The organism is Chroococcidiopsis sp. [FACHB-1243], from assembly GCF_014696895.1.
GTDB lineage: Bacteria > Cyanobacteriota > Cyanobacteriia > Cyanobacteriales > Chroococcidiopsidaceae > Chroococcidiopsis.
This window is the reverse complement of the sequence record NZ_JACJQX010000019.1, coordinates 78,450-102,946: the sequence shown is the minus strand read 5'-3', so window position 1 is coordinate 102,946 and position 24,497 is coordinate 78,450. Positions and strand designations below refer to the sequence as shown.

Below are 24,497 nucleotides of genomic sequence, written 5' to 3'. Positions count from 1 at the left end.
CCTTGCAAATCTATGTTAGTGTTTTGACTTTTGACTTCTGACTTCTGCCTATTGAAGAGGAAAATTACTATGATTGAGGATATCCAAAAAAGATTAAAAATTCCAACTGCACGACTAGAAGCAATTAATGATATTTTATTGAATCCAAATATGGAGGCGATCGCCAATTTCCTCAATATCGTGTCTAAATATGGGACTCCAGAAGAGATTAATGCTAAGGCAAAACAAGCTGCGTCTCTGACCGCATTGCTAGAGCGCGTTCGACAAACTCGACTCGAATATTTGACCGATCTACAATGGCTGCAACAGCAAGCAGATGAGGGCGCATTTGTCAGCATTGTCGATTATCGACAGAATGTGATAGGAAACAAGGCAAAGAATTTGACTTTTGACGACAAATATGCGGTGACATTAGAAATTAGTGCCTGTCAATATTTTCCTTGGATAATTGCCGCAGCTCGACGCGCGATCGCCCAACAATCCCTCATGCCGGGACGTTTCATTCAAGTCCGCCAGATGAAGGAACAAGAAACCGATGGTGACTTGCCCGCCATTGCCGCAGCTATGCAAATTATTGGCGCGAGTTTTGTCGTCACTCTCGATACTAAAGGAACTGATGGCTCGAACGTCCATCTCGGTGGAGCGGAAACGATCGCGGGTTACTTTGGTGGTGTTGGACAGCCCAACGATCGCGCTTTGCTATGGCTGGATGAGTACTTGTATTACTACACTAACTATGGCATTCGCCAAGTTCTCAATCTCAATCCTGGGACAGTGCTACTAGGCTATCTTTTGCATCGACTTGGGGTTGATATCGAGTTCAAGATCTCTGTATTTATGGGCAATGACAATCCCTATGCAGCTTTGTGGACTTTACTTGGAGCCAAGTTATTTTCTAGAGATGATGGCAGCTCTCCATTAATTGGATTTAATTGGAGTAACTCAGTCAACAACGAAACAATTGAAATTACCAGCCAGTTGCGTCATGCTTTGGACTTCGAGCAATTGATTCGCTTCGAGCATCACATCACTGAAACTTGGAAAGGCATCGTGCGACAGCCTTACAACCGCACAGATGAGTTGATGGAGCTGGCTTCGTGCGTGCCGAATATTTCCGCCAAGCATGAGGGAGGCGATCCAGACATTGAGCGGATGCGGCAGCACCCATCGGATATTTTCGATTATTTCCGTGACAAGCAGGAGATTATTGCCTCTGGAGATTGGGAACATCTTACCCTGAATTTTTTGGACAAGTTTGATGCCTTGAATAAAACGGCACAAGCTCTTACAGAACAGGGTCTATCCGTTCTAGCAGCTGGAAATCTCCACCTGCTAGAACGCAAACATTTGTCAACTTTACAAGTTACGACTTACGACTAATAACTCCCATTACCGATTTCGAGACAAGACAAAATCCTCATCTAGCGTCAGGTCTAAATCTCGGTTGGGATTGACAACAACCACTTCCACTTCTTTACGCTTGCGACCTCTAAGGAGCGTTTCTCCCAACACTCCAGCTCCCGCACCTCCTAAGATTGCACCTAAATCGATATCTCCAAAAATTTCAGATGCTACGGCTCCGACTGCTGCGCCAACAACCGCACCGCGAACGAAGTCAGGATTGGTTTTGCGATCGATTGTCTGCTTTCTTCTCACGACAGCTGATGTTGCCTCAATCGGATATTTTCGTTTTTGACTACCAATGACGACTGATTCAGCTACGAATTGCGAACCACCATCAGCAGGTCTGAGTCTACCGTTAATTTGGCTGCCTGCGGGAATCACGACATTTCCGCGCTCCGAGCGAACGCTTGTTGCTGTAGTTAGCGTCAGTCTGACTGATTCTTTAGGCGTAACCAGCACTCTATCTGACTTTTTGTATCGCACTGGAATGACCGTGCCAACTGGCACGATTGACTGAGATGATTGCGCAATTAAGAGTTTACTAGAGTTCGATTGGGGTGCTGCAACCGGAGTCGCAGCGATCGCAGGTACTATTGTGGCAGAAGCCATTCCCAGTGCCATCAGTGCCGCAACTTTGGCTTGCCAGGAATTAGAAATGAACATATAAAGTCTTTCTCCTAATTTATCGAATTAGAGATTTTACATCTTAATGACGTAAAACCAAATAAATTGTTCTTTAAGTTTATGCTCCTTAGTGGTGAAAACATGGAACTTGCAGACACAGCTCTTAATTTTACGCTTTGATGCTTCTGTTTTAATTTTATTCAAGCTTTGATTCAAGTGAATTTCAGTCCGGTATTTCACCAGCACGAGTTTTATCGAATTCTACCTTAGTGTAGAAGTCAATTTCTGATAGATTTACTAGCTCGTTTCCTTAATTTCTAAGCGTTAGCAATACTTCTCAATCCAAAAATAGTAAGGATTACTTGTTAATTCATTTGGTCTAAAATTGCTAAACAAGAACTAGTAAATAGTACAGACTGAGTGCGATCGCGTAAATGTAATTGATTCAAAACACTCGTGATGCGATCTTTCATCGTGCGCTTGGAAATCAACAGCGCTTGAGCGTCCCTGTTACAATGAAGCGTACAGATGGGGTAGTTTCATCATGACAGTTACTCTTGATAGTAGCGGTGTTAATATTCGCCCAGCTACTACGCAAGATGTTGAGGCGATCGCGATTTTGTCTCACCAACTTGGCTATCTTGTTTCGACTATTGCCATAGAGCAGCGCCTGTACCAAATTTTATCAGATAGCAATCATATTATCTACGTAGCCACAGGTTTAGACGATCGAGCGATCGCCTGGATTCACGCTTACACTTATCACTCGCTGCTGACAGATTTTCATGCTAAAATTGGCGGTTTAGTTGTAGCGCCAAGCGATCGCGGTGCTGGTATTGGGAGAAAATTGCTAGATCGAGTTGAAAGCTGGGCAAAGACACGCGGATGTCAAAGTATATTAGTTCGATCTAATATTGTCCGTTCAGCAGCTCATCATTTCTACCAAAAATGCGGCTACAGCCAAGTCAAAACGTCTTTGGTATTCCACAAAGTTTTGTTATATGACGATCTGTAGGGGTGGGTTCGCCCAAAGTCTCTATTTTCACACCGAGATCTTGCTAAACCCACCCTTGCCAAAACGTACAGCAGCAAGTTTAATTATCTTCACGCCTGCGATAATCAGAGTCCCTATTGCGACGATAATCAGAATCGCGGTAATCATCATTTCCAGAACGCGAGGCAACAAAGTCTTCCTCTAATCTCAAATCTAAATCTGTATCTGGTCTGATGACAACAACTTCAACTTCTTTTTGTTTGCGACCTCTCAATAAGACTTCTCCCAATACACCTACACCTGCACCAGCTAAGACTTCACCTAGATCGATTCCACCAAAAATTTCACCCAAAACCGCACCAGCAGCAGCCCCAATCACCGCGCCTCTAAGGATATCGGGATTTGATTTTTCATCAATGATTTCCGTGTCGGTAATCTCCCGCGACGTTGCTTCAATTGGATAACCGCGATCGCGACCTTCTAAAACTAAATTTTGCGCAACAAATTGAGTTCCGCGATCGGCAGGTCTGAGTTCGCCTTCAATCCGACTACCAGCGGGAATTGCGATTCTACCGCTTTCAGACTCGACATCTTCAGCCACAGTCAATGTTATGTCCGCTGTTTCTTCTGGAGAGACAATAATTTTTTTTCCTCTATCATAAGTTACCGGAATTATCGTTCCTCTAGGGACAACACCACCAGAAGATCCGCGATACTCATCGTCGCGAGAGTCAGGAAAGAGTTGGGCAATTTCAAAAGAGGGAGAATTGGCGATCGCTGGAGTAGAAATCAAAAGCGGTACAAACGCTGTTACGGTCATTCCCATCGCCATTAAAAAAGCAGTTTTTGACTGCCAGCGATTGAACAATAGCATTGACTTTCTCCTATAAAGTAGACTCAGGTTATAAGTTATGAAGAAAAGAGCGCTCTATTGTTCCCGTGACCTCCCATTTTCAAAAAATTCCAGCTTGGCGCGCTGCTACCATGTATCGAAAAATGTATTCTATCAACTCAACATAATTACGCGCTGAGGTGAGGGAATCTGCCCAGACAGTCACGCCATGATTGCGGATTAACAAAGCTGAGATTTGCGGTAATTGAGTGCTGAAGCGATCGCTAATTTCTGCGGCAATTTGAGGAACTTCTAAATAATTTTCAAATATGGGAATTGCCACCTGGGGGTTTTCTTCCCATACACCCAAGCCTTTAACCATTTCCAGGGGTGGTAGTGGCAAATTATCTTTCTCAGTAAAATGAGAAACTAAATTTGCTTCAATTGAGTGGACGTGATAGCAAGCTTGAGCCGCTGGAAACAAGCTATAAATTACTTGATGAATTATCGTTTCTGCCGAGGGTTTAATATTAGCAGATGCTCTTTCTAAGATTGTACCATCGAGGGCAACGCGAACGAAATCGCTAGTTGATAGCTCTCCTTTTGCCTTCCCACTTGCTGTAATCCAAAAACTATCGTCAGCATGACGAGCGGAAAGATTTCCTGCCGTTCCTACCATCCAATCTTGACGGTAGAAATAACGAGCAGCATCGATCAATTCAAATTGCGGAGCGGTAGTTTTGCTATTAGTTACTGAAGGTTGATAATTAAGCATGAATCAGATGTATTAAATATGATAAATTACGCGATCGCACTTTGACGAAACCGAATCTCTTTGCCCGTATATTGAGGAATCCAACCTGTTGTATCGATAAAATATCGTACTGCTTTGACTCGCCGGGCTGGTGTTAAATAAAACCAATGCTCGGTTCCGGCGGGGACGTTAATATACTCTTCTGGTTGTACTGTGAGTTCTACTTGGCTACCATCAGGACGCACGAAACCAAATATCCCTTCACCATCGACAATATACCTAACTTCATCATCGGCGTGAGTGTGAATGAGATCGAATTTTGCTAGCATCTCATCTAAGTTTGGAATTCCAGGATGTAATGCAATTAAATCGCGAGATTGATAACCATCTGTCTGTTTGAGTTGCTCAAAATAAGTATCTAAAGCCGCGAGAACACGTTCTTTTTCCTCCGAATTTAAGCTTTCTTGGACTAACAATTGCCGCAATTGTGAATCTTCTCCCACACTCCAGTAATTGAGTTGAATATTTAGGGAAGCTAACTCGCGGCTAATATCACCAAGTTGAGTGTATATCGTACCGTCTTCTAATTTGAGGATTGCCATAGTCAGTTATCAGTTTAATGCTAAATCCAAATATCTGAAGTACAATCTCCGCCAGGATATCGCATTTCATGGGCGCGGGCTGCACCGTTTGGTTCTTGACCGAAATCTATGTAAAAGTTTTCATTAATTTTCAATCCTCCATTTTCCGTGTCGCAATCAATTTGCAACATATAAGACCCCTGTTTAGCCAAATCTGGATAGAATTGATTATCCCAAGTACTGAATAGAGAGTTAGTGACGTACAACCGCTTGCCATCTAAACTTAATTGCAGCATTTGGGGACCACCTTGCAATTTCTGCTCCTGGACTTCGCTACCTTTTCCTAATAAACCACCATACCAAACTTGCCCAGTCAATTGAGGCTGATAAGGATTGCTAATGTCATACTGACGAATATCTCCATGCAACCAGTTGGAAAAATAGAGATAGCGATCGTCCATTGACAGCAAAATATCGGTAATCAAAGAAGGCACGGGAATTTCCCAGTCTTGAACCTCTACGGATGGAACATCAATAACTTTCTCAACTGTCCATTGTCCATTCGATTTGTGCCAGTGCCAAATATTACTACTTAAGGCTGCACCAACATAGCCGTGTGTACTATCTGGGTTGTGATGAAAACGGACTTCTAAAGGAATTAAACCTTCTACACCTAAGTCAAAACTTTGAATAATTTCGTGTTTTTTCCAGTCCCAAAAATGCAATTGCTGACCGTAATTTCCGGCTGCGACATCGTTGAGGTCAAAACTAGGATAATACGTTTTAGGCGCGCCCCATTCGCTACTTACCATAATGTTATGGCGCGGCTGATACCAAAAGTCATAATTAAACTTCATCGTCGTGGCTTGTTGTTCCCAGCGTCCGACAATATCAAAGTTTTCATCGAGTAGCAAAAAGCCGCCAGGTGCATTCCCTTGACTATCACCTAGCATTGAAATCATGACATGTCCATCTGCTAAACAGTGGACTGTATGAGGGGCTGTTAAATTTGTTTTCGCTTTGATTTCTTCTGCTTCAATGACTTTATAAATTTGAGGCGATCGCGCCTCTTTTGTATCTACAATATAAATCCGGCTCGATCGCTGTCCAGGTACGATCGTAAAGCGACGAGATTTACTCGCGTCACCGTGACACGAACTACATGCATTCCAACCAAAATGATGTAACTCATCGCCTAAATAAGGCATGGGTAAGCGATGAATTACCTGAGAATATGTCGGAGAGTCAGGATCGACATCAATCGTCGCTAAATAATCTGGTGCTTCAATTCCCGTACCCGTATAAAGGGCGATCGCATACAATATCTTTTCTCTCTCTGCTTGCATCGCCACTTGGGGAGATGCATAGCCAGGACCGCAGCAAGCATGATTGGTCATTAGTCATTCGTCATTGGTGAGTGGCTGGTGACTAGTGACTAGTGGCTGGCGACTGGTGGCTAGCTTCTGAATATCTAGTTACTACTCACGCGATGTGCATTTTAATCTATCGCCCCCGATTTGGCGGGGGTTGGGCGATCGCAAGACTATACTACCTTGCACGAGATCCCCTCTAGCTCCCCAATCAAAGGAGAGAAACTGTTAGATACTAATTAAACTAGCATTAACTGCTAGGAATACCGTAATATTTTGGATTTTTTACAAATAGTTAATATACAATTCTTGATAATCTAGCTAGAAATACTTCACGGTTTGTAACTTTTATTGACAGAACGTAGGGAGCGTGGTTTAGGATGTAGTTAACCAGATTAAATAAGTCAGCCTAATCCAATCATAATTGGAGCGGAGGAACCGAATTCTGGGGCTTATCTCTGAGACAAACAGAGAGGGACATCTCTCAGTCCTAGCCCGTCAGCTAACTTCGTAGGCGTTGAGAGGAGACTGTAAAGATCGAAGATTTTCTAGATCGCATTCAGTGTCCTTGGCTGGTTTAAACCCGCTACGTTCTACCTGTACTTGGCGCTGAGGAAGCTTTTCCTATGGTAGCCAGAAGCAGGGAAGCTAGCCTACTAAGGAGAAATACCATGTTAAGAATTGGGGATTTTGTGCAACACAAGCAAACAGATCTAACTGGTGTTGTCATCGGTTACGGACATCAGATAATTGATGACATTTATTTGCCAACATTAGTGGTACATTTAGATCGAAGCAAAAGTTTCAGCCGCAAAGGTATTATGGAAGATCTATCTTCCAAGTGGTTGCCTGTGGAAACAAGAATGCATACTCATGCCGCATAGAGCTGAAAACTAGATTTTTGTTTCTGAGATTTTCGTGTCTGTTGTATTTTCCTGAGTTGTGAAGTGTAGGACTACCTGAGTCTGAATTGTCAGATTCAGGTTTTTTTTGCTCATACTGGATCGCACCGGATTTCTACCATAAATCCATCTGGATCGTAGCAGTAAACACCTCTACCTGTAGGGCGGCTGACGGGACCGTGGGCGATCGCAATTTGATTATCTTTCAATACTTCCACGGCGCGATCGAACAATTGCGGATCGATATCGAAGGCAAGATGATAGGCACGGGTAAAACTCCGTTCGGGATCGGGATCTGGTGGTGTTAACTCCGGTTCCCAGAACAAATCTAAAACCGTTCCATCTGGGGTGACGAAGTTAGCAACTTTGCCTTGCGCTACCAAATCGAGTAGAGTAGAGGGGATTTCATCGCCTGTCAGTTCGTGCAATCCCAGAATATGACAGTAAAAGTGGCGCGATGCTTGCATGTCTTTGACATTTAAGGCGATGTGGTGGACTCGCCGCAGGTTACCAGGTGCAAGGGTGCTGGGAGTAGTCATGATGAAGTCAGTCCTCGTAGGGGCGGGTTTTTGAAGATTCCTATACTAGGATAAATAGTTTTGCGGTTAAACCCGCCCGTACAGAAATGATGAAATCAGTCATCGTAGAGGCGGGTTTTTAGTAGGGTGCGTTGATTAACGCACCCTACAGGCTTACTTCGTTTTTTGTAGAGAGTTAGCAGAGTTCAAAGCCAAAGCAGAAACAATCAGTAACATACCTACAGATTCCGTAAGTCCCGGTTGTCTAGATTTTTACCACGAACCCCATGAATTCTTAAAGCATCGCTGAGAGTGGGACAATAATTAGGTAAGCCAAAGCTGCTAGGATTAATGACATTTTGATGAGTAAAATGGCGATATTGCAAACAAAATCTATCCCACTCTGCCATTTGAATGCGGAATAAAACTATAAATAAATTGGTCAAAGATGAATACAGAGGAATGCGGAAATAAATCTTTTTATTGAGATAAGTACAAATTTCTTCAATGGCTTGGTTAGCAGTTAATAGCTCTTGTCCGAGAACGTAGTGAATTGGTAGTTGGTAATTGGTAATTGATAATTGGTAATTGGTAGCTGCTTCCTTGTCCCTTTGTCCTTCTTCCCTACTCCCTGCTCCCCGCTCCCTGCTCCCTTTAATCAAATATTTGACGACTTGGGCAACATCTCGTCCGTGAATAAAATGGAAGCTGCCTTCTGTTTTGAAGAAACGGGCGATGTTAATCCACTTGACAACATCGGGTAAGCCAGCAGATAGGTGAGAGTATGGTTTCTGAGCGTCACCCCCTAGAACTAAGGTAGGAAATAGAACGGTAATTTTAGGGGCGATCGCTAATTCTGGTAATCTACTTAAAGTTTCGTATTTAGAACGGATATAATCTATGCCAAGTGACCCTGCTTCTTTTAACAAGTTATTTTGACGATCCAAAACGCTAGCTGTAGAAAAGTAAATGACCTGCTGACATTTTTCTGGATCGAGTAAATTTAATAGTTGAATTGTTTTATTAACGTTAATTTCAAAAGTATCTTTGCCACCCCAAACAGTAGCTACTAATACAGCAATATCAATTGTTTTCAGTAGATCGGCAAACTGTTCGATGTTAGCTAAATCGCCCTGTAATACTTTTACACCAGGGCGAGTAGTAATATCTATTTGTAATTTCTGAGGATTTCTAACTAGTAAATACAGTTCGAGATCGGTTTTCTGAACCAGGATTTCAGATAAATAGTGACCGATACATCCACTTGCACCAGTCACCAAAACTCGTTTTGAGGTTGTCATTTAATATTTAAGATTTTTAGCAGTTTCAAAGAAGAATCTGACATTATCTTCTGGAGTGTCGGGTAAGACACCGTGACCCAGATTGAGAATATGTCCTCTCGTACCTGCTTTTTTCACCGTATCGTAAATGCGATCGCGGATAAATTCATGAGAACCAAATAACACCCCAGGATCGAGATTTCCTTGCACGCCAATTTGATTCCCCAGTCTCGCCCGTGCGTCTGCCATATCTACAGTCCAGTCTACGCTGATTAGATCTGCTTTAGCTAGCGCCATTCTTTCTAATAAACCTGCACTTTCAGCTACCAAAAGAATCAGGGGTGTATCGGGATGGGTTTGTTTAACTTGTTGAAATACTCGCTGTTGATAGGGTAAAGCGAAAGTTTCGTAATCTTGAGGTGAAAGTTGACCTGCCCAAGAATCAAACATTTGTATGACTTGAGCGCCGCAGTCAATTTGGTAGCGAACGTAAATGGCGATCGCATCTGCTAGTTTTTCTAGTAGCTGGTGCAATACTGTCGGGTTAGAAAATGCCATACCCTTAATAATGGAATAGGTTTTAGAACCTTTTCCTTCAACTGCATAGGCTGCAAGCGTCCATGGCGCACCGACAAAGCCTAAAACTGTAGCTTTATTCCCGACTTCGGCTCGAAGTGCCTGTAATATCTCTTTAATAAAAGGTAAGGATTCTGCTGGTTCTAACTGACGCAAAGATTCAATTTGCGCTTGAGTCCGAATCGGCGAGTGAATGATTGGTCCCTTGCCTTCCGCAATGTCCATATCAATTCCCAAACCAGGCAACGGCGTGACAATATCGGAAAATAAAATTACGCCATCTGGTTGAAAAGCTCTCCAGGGTTGCAAAGAAACCTCAATCGCTACTTCGGGAATTTCAGAACGCTCCCGAAATGATGGGTACTTCTCGCGTAAATCTCGATACGCCTTCATATAGCGACCTGCCTGCCGCATCATCCATACTGGCGGGCGGTCTACTTCTTCTCCACGAGCAGCCCGTAGCAAGTGGGGAACCTGGGTTGCAACAACCATTCTTGCGCCTTGTAATCTTTCTGCAATTCTTTAGCGTATCATTTCACCATGCCATATTTACACCGGATTCTCGCGTAATACTATATGACAGTGGAATGTAAACTAATCACCATGCCATATTTACACCGGATTCTCGCGTAATCCAGTGGAATCTAAACTAGAGACTCTTAACCGCTGTCGAGCGCCATGCCATTTCTACCCGAGTAACGCACCAAAAACTGAGAGTGATGCGTTACGCAATCGTGCCTACGTAGATTTCAAAAATTAAATATGAGTCCTATAGATGACACGGTATAGCGTCGAGGTACTTTTTCGTAGAGTAGCATTAACCGCCAGACGCAGTACAAGTTAATAGCAGATTGGATGCGATCGCTATCCAAAAACCTTGTTAGAATTTACAAAAATATAATTTGTTTAATTTAAGTTAAACGATTTAATTAATCTTGATGTTGTCGATATTGTCGAGCTTTTGTAACATAGAAGATGAGCTATCTTTAGTTAGTTAGATAAGTATTTTTTGTTACCGTCGATCGCACAAACACAATTATATATTTGTATTTGCTGGATATATTGAGTAAAAATTAATGCAATCCAGTTAATAAGATCTGGCGATGGGCAAAATAAATAATTTGCTAGCGTCATAAAATTAGTTGACAAGCAAAAAGCAAGAACCAGTAATTAAGAATCAAAAGAATTGCCCTACCTCCGAAAATATACTTCTTTAGATAGATCGGACAAATAGACAAGCAAAACTCTCAGTAGAGATACTGAACTCTATTATTCGCTATACCTGTAAATATAGTATCCGTGGTCTTGCTACTAAAGAAGACAGTATTTTTGAATGCCGATCGAGGGAAGAAATATGTATAATAAGGCTGACTTTTTAAAACAGTACGTAGCGCAAACACAAATTGTACGGGAAGTAAAGCTGAGCGAACAAACTGTAAATGAAACAAAATCACCTCAGTTTAATACTTCCGATCTGCTCATGCTTTTAGGTCCGATTGGCTTTATTATGGGCTGGACAATTTTGTTTTTAATGCTATCTAAAATTGGAGTTGCGGCGCGAGATGAACTCTTGTTTACAATCAAGCGCTTTCAAAAAGTACCCTGTCGAAACTGTCAATATTTTACCAACAATCCTTATCTCAAGTGTGCTGTCAATCCTTGTGCCGTTTTAACAGAAGAAGCACTGAAATGCTCTGACTATAGACCAGCGGAAAAGGTTGAAGAATTAGACGACGAAGACTATTAGAAAAAGGCAAAAGACAGAGGACATAGGATTAACTTTTAGCTTTTGACTTTTAATTTAGTTAATATTTGCCATAATCGCGTTGCAAATCGAACAGAACTTTCTCGGCATACCACTGAATAGTTCTACCAGGATTCCGGTCTTTCGCTGCACTGAGGAGTCTATTTGCGGCTTGGCGATCGCCATGTAACAGTAGCAAGAGTTTTTTTTGTAGCGGGCGGGAAACCTGTTCTATCCTAATGGCAGTATCGCGATCTCCACTTCCTTCGCTATCATATGGTTTTTGGCGGCGAGGTGATGAAAATGGGGTAGTTCTGCCATGCTTTTTTGGCTGTATCCATCTGAGTCGGCGGCGAGATTGTTGAGAACGATAATAAGCAAACATTAATCCGAATATGATTGCAAATACAATTACTACACCTAGTAATACAAAAAGTTTCTGCATAGATATGACGGTAATAGCGAGTAAACTGAATTCGTGCTGCGAGTAGACAGCTATGAATATTCTGTATTGATAGTTCCCAATTTGTTACAAAATTTACTTCTATATGTCGTATCAATACTTAAAGCTTCAATGAATTTTTTTCAGAAAAATAACTTTTCGTCTCTGTTGCCGTCGCTGAACTCTCAAGTTTGGATTTTGGCAAGCGGTCGTTTCCTCTCAAATGTAGGTACGGGGTTTACCCTGTTTTACGCGCCAATTTTTTTCGTCAACCAAGTCGGCTTATCTGCCATTGCAGTCGGTTGGGCGTTGGGTAGTGCTTCTATTTCTGGAGTTGTGGGACGAATTTTGGGGGGAGCATTTTCAGATTCGCAGTTTTGGGGTCGTCGTCGCACTCTCTTACTATCAGCAGCGATCGCGGCGATCGCCTGTTTTGTCCTCGCCATTACTCCAGATTTCACCACTTTAGTTATCGGCAACTTACTATTGGGACTGGGACAAGGCTTGTATTGGCCCGCAACTGAAGCTGTTGTTGCCGATGTCACATCCACCGACCAACGCCGCGAAGCTTACGCCGTGACTCGCTTAGCCGACAATCTCGGGTTAGGGATGGGAATTGTATTTGGTGGAGTTTTGATTGGGACGACAGGAGCTTATCGAGCGCTATTTATTTTAGATGGGTTATCGTTTCTAATTTTCTTAGCCGTTGTCTATTTTGCAATCGCCGAAACTCGACCGCAGGAGAATCAAACTGGAACGTTTGCGCCTGGGAGTTGGCAAATAGCCTTGAGCGATCGCAGTTTGTTAGTGTTTGCGATCGTCAATATTATTTTTACAACTTACATCGCCCAGCTACACAGCACTCTACCCCTTTATCTGAAAAATTTTGTTCCAGTTGGCAGTAGAGGTCAAGGATTTACTGAAACTACAATCAGCATTTTATTCGGCTGGCATATGGCTATGGCGATCGTGACTCAGTTACCTGTGGCACGCGCTTTAAAACGTTTTACTCATCCTCAAGCTTTAACAATCTCTGCCTTGATGTGGACTTTAGGCTTTTTCTGTATTTGGATAACAGGAACAGTTGCTAGTGGTCAAATCACTTGGGCAATTTTAGCTTTAAGTCTACTGGCGATCGCCACTGTTGCTTACACTCCCTCTGCTTCCGCATTGATTACAGAACTCGCACCTCCAGCTCAAATTGGGATCTACTTTTCCATCAACTCTCTATGCTGGGCAGGCGGGTATTTCATCGGACCACCCTTGGGTGGATGGGCATTAGACCAGTCAGCCGCGATCGCAGATAGTTTTTGGTTAGGTTCAGCCCTTAGCGTGGCGATCGTCGTGGGAATTTTACAGTATTTACGCCGCTTATTAGGGAGCAGGGAGCAGGGACGAGCAGGGAGCAGGGGAGCAGAGGGGTAAAGGGAGTAACTACCAATTATCAATTACCTATTCCCACTGATAACAGATAATTACAATCAGGGGAAATACGCAAGGCAAAAGTTAATTTGGAAGAATAAAATTAATTGCCTTCCAGTTAAGTCTTGAAGAGGCTGCGATCGCAGCCGATTGATGTATTTGTGAAAGACAAATGCAAAAATTTTTCATGCCTAGATCGGTAGGTATTTGTTTACCTGTCCGCAGCTTTGCTGTTTTTCGTCAGAAATGAAGTTTATAATTAAGTATCAATTTACTTCCTGGTTGCCACAGCTTAATTCACAAGTTTGGATACTAGGAATCGGTCGTTGTATTTCCCAATTAGGTATTGGTTTTACCTTATTTTATACAACCATATTTTTTGTCAATCAGTTAGGATTTTCTGCCACTAGTGTTGGTTTAGCTTTAGGAGGCGCATCAGTTGCAGGCATATTGGGTCGGTTGGTGGCAAGTTCTTTATGCGACTCGTCTGTGTGTGGTCGCCGTCGAACTCTATTACTTTCTGCCACGTTAAGTGCGATCGCCGCAGCCATCTTAGCAGCAACCAATAGCTTTGCACTCTTAGTTATCGGGAATTTACTGTTGGGGTTTGGACAGGGTTTGTACTGGCCCACTATTGATACTGTCATCACCGATTTAATTTCTCCCTCACAATGCCAAGATACTTTTGCCGTGATGCGAGTCATGGACTATGTAGGTTTAGGTGTAGGAATTCTTCTAGGTGGGGAGATAGTCGGTTTAACAGGCGCATATAGAGCGTTGTTTTTGTGCAACGCTGTAGGATTTGTTGTTTTCTTCATGCTGGTCTATACAAAAGTTACAGAAACTTACCAACCGCAGAAATCAAGTTCTCGAATTAAAGGCAATTGGTCAGCAGCATTGAGCGATCGCTGTCTTTTGGTCTACGCGATCGCTAATACGATGGCGGTTGTATATGCCTCGCAGTTTCAAGCCGTGCTACCTCTATACTGGAAAAACTTCGCCGTCGCAGATAGTACGGTCGAGCAAGGATTTTCAGTCACCACAATTAGCATCCTGTTTGGCTGGCACGTTCTTTTAGCGATTGTGTGTCAATTGCCAATTACCCGTGCTTTGAAGCGCTGGAGTCCCCCTCATGCAATGATCTTTTCTACCTTAATGTGGGCATTAGGTTTTGTTGTCATTTGGGTGACAGGTATTGCTCCATCGGTTCGCCTTGGCTGGGCGATCTTAGCAACAGAAATTTTTGCGATCGCTGCCGTGTCTTTAACTCCCGCTGCGGTATCAATCGTAAACAGCTTAGCTCCCTCCTCACAACGCAGCGTTTATTTCGCGATCAACTCCCTCTGTGGTTCGCTCGGGTACATCATCGGTCCTCCTTTAGGAACGTGGGTATTAGATCGATCGCCTCAGATGGCAGATAGATATTGGTTGTTTTTAGCTGCGAGTACAGTATTCACGATCGGCATTTTGCAATACCTGCATCGTTTGTTGCAACAGCGAACAGTTGTCAATTATCAGTAACTAGTAGCTGGTGGCTGGTGGAACCAGAATTGCTCCCCCTGCTCCTCTGCTTCGTTCCTTGCACCGAAACGCTCCCTACTCCCTGCTCCCTCATGTGGACTGATGTAATTAGCATATTTCTCAAGTCAAATTGCCCTTTATGTCAGCGTCCGACTGGGAAAGTATTCTGTGTTGATTGCACGAGACAACTACAACGCTGTCAACTAAGCGATCGCCATGTCCGTTCTACAACAGAAATCCCAGTATTTGCTTGGGGAATCTATGGAGGAGCGCTCAAACGGGCGATCGCGGCTCTAAAGTACGAGAAAAAATCTCAAATCGCTCAACCGTTGGGGTTCTGGCTGGCTGATGCTTGGTTAAATCTTCCATCGACTTCAAGCCAGCTAATTGTCGTTCCGATTCCACTGCACGCAACTAAGTTAAGCGATCGCGGTTTCAACCAAGCAGAGTTATTAGCGCGGAGTTTTTGTCAGATGACGGGGCTAAAATTGCGATCGCAGGGATTGGAGCGCACGCGCCAAACTGTACGCCAGTTTGAATTACCTGGAAAAGAGCGAGAGCAAAATGTAGCTGGAGCTTTTCAATTAGGAGTGGATTTTCGCCGCCGTCCTGTCAGTCCGGTTTTGATCTTAGACGATATCTATACTACTGGTGCGACAGCTCTCTCAGCCGCACAGACTTTGCGCCAAGAAGGGATTAAAGTTTTTGGAGTCGTGGCGATCGCTGCTACCTTGAAAGGAAAGGGCTAAAAATCACAAATCTTATTTGCCCAAAACTTTAACTATACCAATACCACCAAAGTAGAGCGCCAGCACCGCACCCGCGAGCAGAGATTGAGTTATCGGATCGGTAGAGGGTGTTAATACTGCTCCCAAGACTACCGCACCTAGCAAGACAAAGCGCCATCCCGACAGCATTTTGGCAGAAGATACAATACCCAATATACCGAGTAAGGCTTGGATAATGGGAATTTGAAACGCTAAACCGATGCTGAACATGAACAGCAAGACAAATTCAAAGTAGCGATCGATCGACCATAGTTGTTCTACTACATCTGCTCCGTAGCTGATGAAGAAATTTAATGCAGCTGGAATTAGTACCAGGTAAGCAAAGGCTAATCCGGCTCCAAACAGCACGGTAGAACCTAAAACAATTGGTGCAATTAAGCGGCGTTCGCGGCGTGTCAATCCTGGTAAAACAAACTGGACGATCTGGTAGAGGATGAATGGACTGGCTACCAGTAAACCGCTGTAGCCTGCGACTTTGATCGAAACAAAAAAGTATTCGCCTGGAGCCAGTTGTAGAAACTTAACTCCCTGTGCTGGCACTTCTAATAATCTAACAATCGGTTTGACGGCTATGAAACAGCCAATAACCCCTACGACTACAGCAATTAGGGCATAGAAAATCCGCTGCCGCAACTCCTCTAGATGCTCGAACAGGGACATTTCCACTTCGTCAGGCAGTTCGTTCAGATAAGAATCTTGCTCTTGAACCGCTGGCTCGATGTCATTATTTACATCTGCCTGAGATGCAGTGTCAACTTCAGAGGGTGGTGTCATTACTCAAGCCATTTCCATATCTGATGAATATTGTATCTGTAATGAAGGGAGCAGGGAGTAGGGAGATCTAGCTTTTGCCTCCTCTTTATCTTGCCTCATCGAAAAATTGTCCTGTTGTCACTGGCTGGTGACTACGATATCTTGTCACTAGTGAGTTAAGAAGATTTTGGTCGCGCAAAGACGCAGAGGCGCAAAGAATAAAAGAAATGAAGAAGATTTATTTGGATTTAGAGATTTACACTTATCAGATCGATTTTGTCGGTCATGTGAATAATTCTGTTTATCAGCAGTGGATGGAAATTGGAAGGACTAAGTTGTTAGAAGCGGTAGGAATGCCAATTCACGCGATCGCAGAACGTGGTTTTGTGCCAATCTTAGTTCAAACCAATATTACTTATAAAAATCCTCTTTATTTGGGCGATCGCGTGCGCTTAGAGTTATGGCTTTCCGAACTCAGAGCTGCATCTGCTACACTAGATTTTCGCTTTTTTAATGGTGATAATACGCTGGTAGCAGAAGCACAGCAAAAAGGACTATTCATCGATCGAGAAACTAAGCGTCCGCGTCGATTGCAAACTGAGGAACGAGAATTATTTAGTCCTTATGTAGTTTCTGAATTTAGCGCTAATTCTAATCGAGAAACAGCAAGAGTTTAGCTCTATTTATCTTCTGGCGAAACCTTGACTTCTGCACTAGTTTGAGTTAGGTTGCCAGCACTGTCTCTAGCAGCATAGGTAATCGTATAAATTTTCGGTTGTCCGTTTTTAGATTTTGCTCTTAGAAAAACTCGTCCATCTGGCTTAATTTCAATGTCTTCTGAAATTAAGCGATCGCCTCTGACAATTTGTCCATCGTTGGTTGTAATTGAGCCGATTCTATGTGATGGATTCGGATCGATATTGTCGCTTACCTGTGCGTTAACTTTTATTTCTACTAGGCGATCGTCTGCTGATTTAAGAATAGTAGGTTCTACGCTAAAACTAATTTTCGGTGGTTCTCGATCTGGGATAAATCCTTCAAATTGAGCTGCTGTAAAGTTAGGAATAGGAAAATCGTCATCGGTATTTAAAGACTTACCGCCACCGTACACGATAAAACCTTGAATAATGTATGGTGAAGGAAGTTTTTTGTCGCCAATGGCTGCACCATTAAATCTGAGTTTTAGTAGCGCATCTCCAGCAGCAAACGAACCTTCTCCTGCTGCCAGATCGATAACAGTACGATCTTTTGTTGCGAGTGAGGCACTCCACTTATAAAAACCACTATAAAGAAAATCTACAGGTATTGTAACGTCAAGATAATCGAATTTACCGTTATTATTAATATCTATTCCTACAGGTTTAGCACTACCATTTAAGACAATTGCTCCCCGTTGGAATTGTACTATTTTGTAAGCTTTAGTTTTACCTAAGTTGACAACTCGATCTTTGAGAGCGTAGGCATCTCCTTCTAAAAATACTTCACTCACCTGGTAAGGGGCATCAACTTGCAAATATTTCTTAATATCTTCGGTATCAAATTCGATTTCAGGACTGACATTACCAATTGGTAACTTAACTCTAGTATTTTGAAAGAATGATTCGCCATTGTTAGCCTTGAGAGTCACTTTAATAAAGTATTCTCCAGCTTCTAAAACTCGAATAGCAGGGGATATAATAATGCGATCGAAGAATCCATCGCCATTAATATCGATACCGCGATCGCTAAACGATTTCAACAGTCTAGCAGTTCTACGAATAACTTTAAAATCTGTAGAAACGTAGCGCTGAAATAAATTACCTTTTGAGGTTTTACCTTCTACAATTGCACTTACTTGAAACTCTCCAGGTTCCCTAGCTTTGAGGGATGTGGTAAATATACCATCATTAGCAGCGCGATCGCCGTTTAAGCCATCGTCGCGGAATTGAAGAAGTTGCTTTTGTAGCGTTCGATCTCCCAGTCTTTGAATTACAGCATTAATTGCAATCTTTTGAATCGGATTTCTATTTTCTAAAGTAGCTAATTCTAATTTAATATTGTTATTTAACCAATTTTTTTCTCTAGCACCTTGTATACCCGCAAAAATAGTACTATCTGTTAATAAGGTAAATGTAATATCTTGTTGTGCGTCGGTAGAAACTTTTTGTTGAATGATATATTTCCATTTCCCAGGTAGAGGGTTAAAGAGTTTAAATATTTGTAAGATTGCCGATTCTGAATTTGGAGAAAATGAAAAAAAGATACTTTGAAATTTTGAACTATTCTGAGTACGCTTAGAAAAGCGATCGCTGTTGGGAGAAATCAATTCAATTTCAGTATTTTTCGAGATGTTGCCAAACAGCAAATTTATTTCACGCGCATCGTCTACAATTACAGTACCTTCAATACTATGAGTTGGAGCTTTCAGAATGTAATTTTTTCGTTCTTGCTCTTGCATTCTGCTAAAATCAATAAGCTGCTGCGGATTTTCAGTTTGCGCGCTAGCAGGCAAAGAGATAATTACAGTAAATACTAGTAATGCACCAATAAATTGAGATGTCTTTTTCGTAAGTTTACTCATGCCAAAATTAGCCTAGATTTGCGATCGCCTAGAGCAAACTTATCCTCGAACCTATTTTCACTCCAACAGTAATTTCACTAGATTACTTTCTGGTGTGCGATCGCAATCGGCATACCCTAGATAAGACTAATGTTTTATTAAACTGCGTAAAAATGTATATCTATTATCAAATATTTTGAAAAGTTAAATTTAAGATTTAAGCTCGGTAAGTCCTCTTTTTTAAGGAGGATTTAGGAGGATTTAATTACTTGCTACATCAATTGACATCGACGGATGCACGTCAGAATATTTAGTAACTAATTGAGAAACTTGCGGATTATATAATCTTAGATAATTCCAATAGTTACCAAAGACTTGTCGCACGTATCCTTGAGTTTCTCCAAAGGGAATCAATTCGACAAATTCATCGGGATCTTGAGTGTTGAAACGCTTCAGCCATTTTTCTACATTGTTCCAGCCAGCATTATAACTTGCGATCGCCAACAGCGAGGAATTATCAAATCGATTGTGGGTGTAATCCATATACCAGGTTCCTAGTTGGATGTTATCCTGGGGATTTTCTAAATCATACTTAGGTACGTTAATCTTTTCTGCTATATATTGAGCCGTACCAGGCATTACTTGCATTAATCCTACTGCTCCAGCTACAGAACGAATTGTCGGTTCAAAACGTGATTCTTGACGAATTAAAGCCGTGACTAAAAGCGGATTGAGCTGATGTTGTTGCGCCCAAGTTTGAATTAATGGTAAGTAAGGAAAAGGATAACGTGCTTGCCAATAGCCTAGCTGTTTACTCAAATTTTGATATTCTGCTTTTTCTAAGGGAATATCTCTGTCTTCTAAAGTGGAAATTTCATTAATACCAATTAAGTTTTCTCCCTTCGCCAAATACATTAAACCATTAGTAAATTGTTCGGCTATGGTTGGTTTTTCGGGATTGCTATATTCAACTTGCCATAATGCTAAAGCCTCAGCATCTTGTCCTAATTGATAGAGTTCTTTCAAAGCAGGAGAACCAGCAGGTGGAATAACACGTTGAGGTGATGAAAATTCGGGATTCATCTGACGCACGGTGTTAAAATTACCCACATCTAAACCTAAAAGTGTAGCCGATCGCCACGCATAATAAGATTGAGGAAACTTACTCAAAACGGACTCAAAAGCAGTTTTGGCATTTTCGCTTTTACCTAATTTCTGCGCCCATTTTCCTACCCAAAAACCCGCTCTAGGTGCGAGAATACTTTCGGGGTTCCGTAGGGGAATAACTTCCGCCCATCGCGTGGCTGCTTGATAATCTTTTTTAGCAGCTTTTTCTTGGGCAACTTGCCAGCGATATTCGGCGGCGGCTTTCGAGTCACCGTATTTATCTAATAAGAATTGTCGAACTTTGGCAGCAGATTGTTTGCTATTCAGGTTGTCGAGTAAATTCGCTTTTGCTACTAGTGCTTCTCCTGCTTGTTTGGGAAAACGATTGACAATTCGATCCAAATAAGCAATTGCTTCTGCTGGTTTGGATATCCGCGCCAATCGCATCAGCGCCATTCCAGATTCTTCTGCGTTGGGATAAGCAGCTACTAGTTGTTTGTAAACAGAAATAGCTTCTGTTTGTTTGGTACTCAATTGCAATCCTCTGCCCCAGCGATAAACATTGCGGGGGATACGAGGCGATTTAGCGTAGGCGACAGCAGCTTTACCATATTCTCGATTCTCCCAGTAAGCTTGGGCGACTATTTGCCAATGTTGGGGTTTGAGTTGCGTCGCCGACTGACTAACTAAGCGATCTAAAACAGGGACGATCTCCGGCTTCTGGTAGTCATATTGTGCCAAAAGTAACTGCAATCGCGGCTGCTGGGGGTTTTGTTGCAGTAGCAAACGGGCAATTTCTAAACTGCGGGGATGGCTGGGAAATAAGGCGATCGCTTCTTGCCAATATTGCGGTTCGTTTTTTCCTAGTACGAACAAGGCTTCTGCCGCTACCGGACTTTTAGAATGGCGCTGGAGTAAGTCTTGCCAAGCGGCTTGAGTTCTTACCTTATCTCCCGTCAAAGAATACGCTTGGGCGCGTTTGAGGGCGATATGAGCCGCTAGTTCGGGATAATCTTTTTCTAAATCTTGCAAAATCGCGATCGCTTTGTCCCCTTGCCGTTGTATGATAAAGTCGCTCGCTAGGAGGTAACGGGCGCGGCTGCGATCGCGAGAGGTAGATTGTTGAGCAATTTCTTGTAATTGAGCTGCCCTCTGGCTGGGAGAAAGAGAAACCAGGGATAAAACTCCTGATTTGGGAAGATCTAAGCCGTTTTTTCCTTGCGGTTTCAGCAGAGCAATTCCGTTTTCTCGATAGTTATTGTAGTTAGCAACTATTAGCGGTACGCCCAGTAGAGCAATAAATAAGCATACCCCAGCGGCAAAAGCATAAGATCGTCGCTGCAACATAAAGATTAAGTTTAGTTAGCCTGAACTTTAGATTAAATCTCTGCCAATCTAGCATTCCTAATTGGCAACTGGCTGCTGCGATCGCTTTTAATTTTTCTGAAAAACAGGGAGTCGGGAGTCGGGAGTCGGGAGTTGGGGGAACAAATATGTTGCAGTACCTCGCAAATCTTCAGAAACTCGCCAATTCGTCAAGCATTCAACTTGCCAACCAAAATGATTAGCCGCCCGCCACAAAGCCTGTGTGTCTGCTGTGTGACGTGGAGATAGAATCAGCGTTGGCATCAATTACAACTTGACTAAAACCCCAGGTTCCTTTTGGATCGGAACCACGTTTAATATATCGGTCTGAGAGCAGTATTTCAGATCTTCGTGACAGTCTAGGCGTAACAATCGCCTACCGTGGCTGGCGTGGTGCATTAGCTCTAATAACTTATCTTGCCATTGGGTAAATAGCGCAGTCGCGCAGATGACTTCATCGTTACCCGCTATTTCTTCGATTGGCAAGCTAGTCTTCTCCCATAAACTATGAGCGATCGCTCCCGCACAAACTGTATCCTCTAATGAAAAACTGCCTTCCCAACCAGAACCGACAATCCAGACTGTTTCTGGTCGTTTTTCTAATACGTACTTTACTACTGCTGCCCGATTGATCAAAGCTGCTGCCATTACAGTTGGAGCATTCTCGATCTTTTGTAGGGCGCGAGTCCCATTTGTTGTACTAATAAATAATCGTCTACCTTCAACTTTTTCTGGGGTGCAGTCGAGGGGAGAATTGCCCATGTCAAAGCCTGCAACTTTTCCCCCGCCTCGTTCTCCTGCCCGCAGTCGTTTTTCTGGCGACCATTTATCGCTGACGTGCATGAGTTGTTCTAGATCGCTAAATACTTGAACGGCTTCGCCACCAGCGGCTAGGACTGTTGCTATGGTAGACGTGGCTCTGAGTACGTCTACGGCGATCGCACAATCTGGGTTGCAGTCTCCAGGTACTAGTTCTGGAGTGTGATAGACGTATAGCTTCACGGGGGAGCGCCCTATAACTTTAAATTTAATTCAAACTTCCGCAATCTTACCAAAGATTGTTTAACAATTATCTTTGATTTTGGTGCTTGCTAAGTTTGAATGAGAAAGGCGATCGCGAACGGTTTATGCTGCACAAGTACTATTTCTAGCTTTTCCTTTCAATTGCAATACGTGGTGTCTTTTGTACTATTCAAAAATTCAAATACTTACGATTATAAATTTCTATAGATCGAGGGAATTTAAGATAGTTCCATGCAACATGTCTCTAGAAGGATGCCACAGATATTCTTTGAGATTGATTTTTCCAGCTGAGTTGAATTTTACTCCTTCTTGCTCTAGCAACGATTTTTGCAAGTAGTCTGCACCATGTCGCAGAGGTGAATAGGAGATTTCGCCTTTTGCATTAATCACTCGCTGCCAGGGAATATCAGAGTTTTTATCTACGCGATAAAGAGCATAGCCGACTAAACGAGCTTTACCATAGCGATTTGCTAAGTCTGCTATTTGTCCGTAGGTGGCTACTTTTCCTCTAGGAATTTGGCGCACTATGTTGTAGATGGTATTGTAGGTAGACACTAATAGCAATCCGTGATGAGCGTCAACTGTTCTATCGTGGAAATACGTCAATAATTTGATTCAGGTTCATGGCGTAAAATTCATCACGATGTGTTATTCCTACTAATTCCCACAAAAACACACCTTTTGCGCCCAATGTAAAAGCCTGTTCTGCCCAATTTCGATATATTTGAATTCTTTCTTTTTGTAATGCTGTAGCTGGGAGAGGAGAACGATCTGTCTCTGACTGACAGCGACACCAGCCCATTTCTCCCAAATACCAAGGTTTATTACCAAATACAGTAGCGCGAGATTTTATCCATTCTTCTCCCATTTTTACGTAACTTTCGGGAGTCTGGGGGCGATCTGGTTGTAGTAAATAATCCCAACCACGGCGATCGCGGAATTGTCTACCACACTCGTTAGGCTGATTAAATTCTACTGCTTCATGGGTATACATGTGGATGCTTCCCATTGTCAAAGTACTATTTGGCGCAAACAGATTAGTTTTTAGATCGATTCCTTCATAATACTGGCTTTCGTTTTTGAGATAAATTAATTCCAAGTCTATAGGAGAATTCAACCAACCCTCTTCACCTGTAGTAATATTAACTTTTGGCAAACTTCTTTTCACAAAACTAGCTTGGCGATTCAACCACTGAGCCACTATTTGATGAGAATATAAATTGTTTTCAATCTTTTGATTCCCCATGCTGTAGCGATTCTTGCCCCGTGGTTCATTCATAATATCGAGAATTGCCACTTGAGAATATTTCTGACAAACTTGAAGTACGGGTTGAATGTGAGTTTGGAATAATTTTTCAATTACTGGACTCGTATAAAAATCAAGGCTGTATTTCAAATAATATTCTTCATCTTTGCGATTGCAATAAGCGTCAAACCATTCTTCTCGATCTATTTTGTTTACCCATTCTAAATATCTCAGAATACCACCGTATTCGATCCAATAGTTAGCCAAAACAGGTACGAGATAAAATTCCATTTCGGCTAATGACTGCATCATCGCGTCTAAAACCTCTAGCACTCGACGATCCATTTGTTGAGCTGTCGTCCACAACATGGCATCAAAATGAAACGGTCGATTGACTCCCTTTTTTACAGTTTGTCTTTTGTCTGAGGGATAGTTATTACCAGCAAGAAACCGAATTGCATTAATTTTACTGCGATCGCGTAATCTAGCTAATCCCAGTTCGTCTTGGAGGTATTTGCGGATAGTTTGACGTAGATTAGCTTGAGGATTTTCCTTTACTTTCCGATAGCTTTCTGTCAAGAGATAGAAAGCATTAATTCCATAGAAAGGTTCGGAAACTGCACTGTTAGCAGGTAGTAAATGAGTGGCGATCGCTCCCATCGCTGCATACGATCCAGCTTGAATTAATTGCCTTCTAGTTAGATTCATATGA

The 24,497-nt window shown here is 42.5% G+C and carries 26 protein-coding genes and 1 riboswitch; of the genes, 8 read left to right on the top strand and 18 right to left on the bottom strand.

Annotated features, from left to right (window positions below; translation table 11 throughout):
* Positions 1–69: 69 nt before the first annotated feature.
* Entirely contained in the window at positions 70–1,380 is a 1,311-nt protein-coding gene (locus H6G17_RS15775) for a hypothetical protein (protein ID WP_192158714.1), read from the top strand.
* Positions 1,381–1,389: 9 nt separating this feature from the next.
* On the opposite strand, the gene H6G17_RS15770 is transcribed toward H6G17_RS15775, so the two are convergent.
* Both H6G17_RS15770 and H6G17_RS34150 read right to left on the bottom strand, forming a co-directional pair.
* On the bottom strand, positions 1,390–2,067 hold the full coding sequence (locus H6G17_RS15770; RefSeq protein WP_192158712.1) for a hypothetical protein: 678 nt from the start codon (positions 2,065–2,067) through the stop codon (positions 1,390–1,392).
* Positions 2,068–2,393: 326 nt separating this feature from the next.
* Positions 2,394–2,519, bottom strand: a complete 126-nt coding sequence (locus tag H6G17_RS34150; protein WP_277876017.1) for a hypothetical protein — start codon at positions 2,517–2,519, stop codon at positions 2,394–2,396.
* A gap of 53 nt (positions 2,520–2,572) precedes the next feature.
* Here H6G17_RS34150 and H6G17_RS15765 point away from each other — a divergent pair, with 53 nt between their 5' ends.
* A complete protein-coding gene (locus tag H6G17_RS15765; protein ID WP_192158710.1) occupies positions 2,573–3,043 on the top strand; it encodes a GNAT family N-acetyltransferase in 471 nt (156 codons plus the stop codon).
* Between the two features lie 79 nt (positions 3,044–3,122).
* Here the strand turns inward: H6G17_RS15765 and H6G17_RS15760 are convergent, their stop codons facing one another.
* The 4 genes from H6G17_RS15760 to H6G17_RS15745 all read right to left on the bottom strand — a co-directional run bounded on the left by H6G17_RS15760 (position 3,123) and on the right by H6G17_RS15745 (position 6,586).
* A complete protein-coding gene (locus H6G17_RS15760; protein WP_192158708.1) occupies positions 3,123–3,896 on the bottom strand; it encodes a hypothetical protein in 774 nt (257 codons plus the stop codon).
* A gap of 79 nt (positions 3,897–3,975) precedes the next feature.
* The gene (gene mtnB / locus H6G17_RS15755; protein WP_192158706.1) at positions 3,976–4,629 is read right to left on the bottom strand and encodes a methylthioribulose 1-phosphate dehydratase; all 654 of its coding nucleotides are present in this window, start codon (positions 4,627–4,629) and stop codon (positions 3,976–3,978) included.
* 26 nt (positions 4,630–4,655) lie between these two features.
* Entirely contained in the window at positions 4,656–5,210 is a 555-nt protein-coding gene (locus tag H6G17_RS15750) for a cupin domain-containing protein (protein ID WP_192158704.1), read from the bottom strand.
* 20 nt (positions 5,211–5,230) lie between these two features.
* Positions 5,231–6,586 carry a selenium-binding family protein gene (locus H6G17_RS15745; protein ID WP_192158702.1) on the bottom strand — a complete coding sequence of 452 codons (1,356 nt, stop codon included), beginning with the start codon at positions 6,584–6,586 and terminating at the stop codon, positions 5,231–5,233.
* Between the two features lie 369 nt (positions 6,587–6,955).
* Positions 6,956–7,091, top strand: a riboswitch (cyclic di-AMP (ydaO/yuaA leader).
* A gap of 139 nt (positions 7,092–7,230) precedes the next feature.
* Here H6G17_RS15745 and H6G17_RS15740 point away from each other — a divergent pair.
* A complete protein-coding gene (locus tag H6G17_RS15740; protein WP_192158700.1) occupies positions 7,231–7,443 on the top strand; it encodes a hypothetical protein in 213 nt (70 codons plus the stop codon).
* 110 nt (positions 7,444–7,553) lie between these two features.
* Here the strand turns inward: H6G17_RS15740 and H6G17_RS15735 are convergent, their stop codons facing one another.
* The 3 genes from H6G17_RS15735 to hemE form a co-directional block, all read right to left on the bottom strand.
* Positions 7,554–8,000: a VOC family protein gene (locus H6G17_RS15735; protein WP_192158698.1), complete on the bottom strand. Its 447-nt coding sequence runs from the start codon at positions 7,998–8,000 to the stop codon at positions 7,554–7,556.
* Positions 8,001–8,218: 218 nt separating this feature from the next.
* Positions 8,219–9,280, bottom strand: coding sequence for an NAD(P)-dependent oxidoreductase (locus tag H6G17_RS15730; RefSeq protein WP_192158696.1), 1,062 nt, complete (start codon positions 9,278–9,280; stop codon positions 8,219–8,221).
* On the bottom strand, positions 9,281–10,327 hold the full coding sequence (gene hemE / locus H6G17_RS15725; RefSeq protein WP_192158694.1) for a uroporphyrinogen decarboxylase: 1,047 nt from the start codon (positions 10,325–10,327) through the stop codon (positions 9,281–9,283). It abuts the gene before it with no gap.
* A gap of 862 nt (positions 10,328–11,189) precedes the next feature.
* Here hemE and H6G17_RS15720 point away from each other — a divergent pair.
* On the top strand, positions 11,190–11,582 hold the full coding sequence (locus tag H6G17_RS15720; RefSeq protein WP_192158692.1) for a hypothetical protein: 393 nt from the start codon (positions 11,190–11,192) through the stop codon (positions 11,580–11,582).
* 58 nt (positions 11,583–11,640) lie between these two features.
* Here the strand turns inward: H6G17_RS15720 and H6G17_RS15715 are convergent, their stop codons facing one another.
* On the bottom strand, positions 11,641–12,024 hold the full coding sequence (locus tag H6G17_RS15715) for a hypothetical protein (protein WP_206757162.1): 384 nt from the start codon (positions 12,022–12,024) through the stop codon (positions 11,641–11,643).
* 129 nt (positions 12,025–12,153) lie between these two features.
* Here H6G17_RS15715 and H6G17_RS15710 point away from each other — a divergent pair, with 129 nt between their 5' ends.
* Both H6G17_RS15710 and H6G17_RS15705 read left to right on the top strand, forming a co-directional pair.
* Positions 12,154–13,446, top strand: coding sequence for an MFS transporter (locus H6G17_RS15710; protein ID WP_192158688.1), 1,293 nt, complete (start codon positions 12,154–12,156; stop codon positions 13,444–13,446).
* Between the two features lie 243 nt (positions 13,447–13,689).
* The gene (locus tag H6G17_RS15705) at positions 13,690–14,964 is read left to right on the top strand and encodes an MFS transporter (RefSeq protein WP_192158686.1); all 1,275 of its coding nucleotides are present in this window, start codon (positions 13,690–13,692) and stop codon (positions 14,962–14,964) included.
* On the opposite strand, the gene H6G17_RS34145 is transcribed toward H6G17_RS15705, so the two are convergent.
* Positions 14,951–15,079, bottom strand: a complete 129-nt coding sequence (locus H6G17_RS34145) for a hypothetical protein (RefSeq protein WP_277876016.1) — start codon at positions 15,077–15,079, stop codon at positions 14,951–14,953. The two genes, H6G17_RS15705 and H6G17_RS34145, sit on opposite strands and share 14 nt — an antisense overlap.
* Here H6G17_RS34145 and H6G17_RS15700 point away from each other — a divergent pair.
* A complete protein-coding gene (locus H6G17_RS15700; protein ID WP_192158684.1) occupies positions 15,057–15,713 on the top strand; it encodes a ComF family protein in 657 nt (218 codons plus the stop codon). The two genes, H6G17_RS34145 and H6G17_RS15700, sit on opposite strands and share 23 nt — an antisense overlap.
* 12 nt (positions 15,714–15,725) lie before the next feature.
* Here the strand turns inward: H6G17_RS15700 and tatC are convergent, their stop codons facing one another.
* The gene (gene tatC, locus H6G17_RS15695; protein ID WP_106168443.1) at positions 15,726–16,526 is read right to left on the bottom strand and encodes a twin-arginine translocase subunit TatC; all 801 of its coding nucleotides are present in this window, start codon (positions 16,524–16,526) and stop codon (positions 15,726–15,728) included.
* A 206-nt stretch (positions 16,527–16,732) separates the two neighbouring features.
* Here tatC and H6G17_RS15690 point away from each other — a divergent pair, with 206 nt between their 5' ends.
* Positions 16,733–17,182: a thioesterase family protein gene (locus H6G17_RS15690; RefSeq protein ID WP_192158682.1), complete on the top strand. Its 450-nt coding sequence runs from the start codon at positions 16,733–16,735 to the stop codon at positions 17,180–17,182.
* A gap of 2 nt (positions 17,183–17,184) precedes the next feature.
* On the opposite strand, the gene H6G17_RS15685 is transcribed toward H6G17_RS15690, so the two are convergent.
* The 6 genes from H6G17_RS15685 to H6G17_RS15660 all read right to left on the bottom strand — a co-directional run bounded on the left by H6G17_RS15685 (position 17,185) and on the right by H6G17_RS15660 (position 24,493).
* A complete protein-coding gene (locus tag H6G17_RS15685; protein WP_192158680.1) occupies positions 17,185–19,065 on the bottom strand; it encodes a choice-of-anchor X domain-containing protein in 1,881 nt (626 codons plus the stop codon).
* A 240-nt stretch (positions 19,066–19,305) separates the two neighbouring features.
* Entirely contained in the window at positions 19,306–21,498 is a 2,193-nt protein-coding gene (locus H6G17_RS15680; RefSeq protein WP_192158678.1) for a transglycosylase SLT domain-containing protein, read from the bottom strand.
* A gap of 87 nt (positions 21,499–21,585) precedes the next feature.
* Positions 21,586–21,780 carry a hypothetical protein gene (locus H6G17_RS15675; protein WP_192158676.1) on the bottom strand — a complete coding sequence of 65 codons (195 nt, stop codon included), beginning with the start codon at positions 21,778–21,780 and terminating at the stop codon, positions 21,586–21,588.
* A gap of 3 nt (positions 21,781–21,783) precedes the next feature.
* Positions 21,784–22,518, bottom strand: coding sequence for a 2-phosphosulfolactate phosphatase family protein (locus H6G17_RS15670; RefSeq protein ID WP_192158674.1), 735 nt, complete (start codon positions 22,516–22,518; stop codon positions 21,784–21,786).
* 222 nt (positions 22,519–22,740) lie between these two features.
* Entirely contained in the window at positions 22,741–23,094 is a 354-nt protein-coding gene (locus H6G17_RS15665) for an MGMT family protein (RefSeq protein WP_192158672.1), read from the bottom strand.
* Positions 23,095–23,125: 31 nt separating this feature from the next.
* Complete coding sequence (locus H6G17_RS15660; RefSeq protein WP_192158670.1) at positions 23,126–24,493, bottom strand: cellulase family glycosylhydrolase; 1,368 nt, start codon at positions 24,491–24,493, stop codon at positions 23,126–23,128.
* Positions 24,494–24,497 lie beyond the last annotated feature (4 nt).

Coding starts and splice junctions, on each gene's coding strand:
- H6G17_RS15705 (WP_192158686.1), top strand. CDS start 13,690: ATGAAGTTTATAATTAAGTATCAATTTACTTCCTGGTTGCCACAGCTT.
- mtnB (WP_192158706.1), bottom strand. CDS start 4,629: ATGCTTAATTATCAACCTTCAGTAACTAATAGCAAAACTACCGCTCCG.
- hemE (WP_192158694.1), bottom strand. CDS start 10,327: ATGGTTGTTGCAACCCAGGTTCCCCACTTGCTACGGGCTGCTCGTGGA.
- H6G17_RS15735 (WP_192158698.1), bottom strand. CDS start 8,000: ATGACTACTCCCAGCACCCTTGCACCTGGTAACCTGCGGCGAGTCCAC.
- H6G17_RS15715 (WP_206757162.1), bottom strand. CDS start 12,024: ATGCAGAAACTTTTTGTATTACTAGGTGTAGTAATTGTATTTGCAATC.
- H6G17_RS15730 (WP_192158696.1), bottom strand. CDS start 9,280: ATGACAACCTCAAAACGAGTTTTGGTGACTGGTGCAAGTGGATGTATC.
- H6G17_RS15750 (WP_192158704.1), bottom strand. CDS start 5,210: ATGGCAATCCTCAAATTAGAAGACGGTACGATATACACTCAACTTGGT.
- H6G17_RS15740 (WP_192158700.1), top strand. CDS start 7,231: ATGTTAAGAATTGGGGATTTTGTGCAACACAAGCAAACAGATCTAACT.
- H6G17_RS15685 (WP_192158680.1), bottom strand. CDS start 19,065: ATGAGTAAACTTACGAAAAAGACATCTCAATTTATTGGTGCATTACTA.
- H6G17_RS15660 (WP_192158670.1), bottom strand. CDS start 24,493: ATGAATCTAACTAGAAGGCAATTAATTCAAGCTGGATCGTATGCAGCG.
- H6G17_RS15745 (WP_192158702.1), bottom strand. CDS start 6,586: ATGACCAATCATGCTTGCTGCGGTCCTGGCTATGCATCTCCCCAAGTG.
- H6G17_RS15720 (WP_192158692.1), top strand. CDS start 11,190: ATGTATAATAAGGCTGACTTTTTAAAACAGTACGTAGCGCAAACACAA.
- H6G17_RS15675 (WP_192158676.1), bottom strand. CDS start 21,780: ATGCCAACGCTGATTCTATCTCCACGTCACACAGCAGACACACAGGCT.
- H6G17_RS15775 (WP_192158714.1), top strand. CDS start 70: ATGATTGAGGATATCCAAAAAAGATTAAAAATTCCAACTGCACGACTA.
- H6G17_RS15700 (WP_192158684.1), top strand. CDS start 15,057: ATGTGGACTGATGTAATTAGCATATTTCTCAAGTCAAATTGCCCTTTA.
- H6G17_RS15680 (WP_192158678.1), bottom strand. CDS start 21,498: ATGTTGCAGCGACGATCTTATGCTTTTGCCGCTGGGGTATGCTTATTT.
- H6G17_RS15765 (WP_192158710.1), top strand. CDS start 2,573: ATGACAGTTACTCTTGATAGTAGCGGTGTTAATATTCGCCCAGCTACT.
- H6G17_RS15710 (WP_192158688.1), top strand. CDS start 12,154: ATGAATTTTTTTCAGAAAAATAACTTTTCGTCTCTGTTGCCGTCGCTG.
- H6G17_RS15760 (WP_192158708.1), bottom strand. CDS start 3,896: ATGCTATTGTTCAATCGCTGGCAGTCAAAAACTGCTTTTTTAATGGCG.
- H6G17_RS34145 (WP_277876016.1), bottom strand. CDS start 15,079: ATGCTAATTACATCAGTCCACATGAGGGAGCAGGGAGTAGGGAGCGTT.
- H6G17_RS15770 (WP_192158712.1), bottom strand. CDS start 2,067: ATGTTCATTTCTAATTCCTGGCAAGCCAAAGTTGCGGCACTGATGGCA.
- tatC (WP_106168443.1), bottom strand. CDS start 16,526: ATGACACCACCCTCTGAAGTTGACACTGCATCTCAGGCAGATGTAAAT.
- H6G17_RS15690 (WP_192158682.1), top strand. CDS start 16,733: ATGAAGAAGATTTATTTGGATTTAGAGATTTACACTTATCAGATCGAT.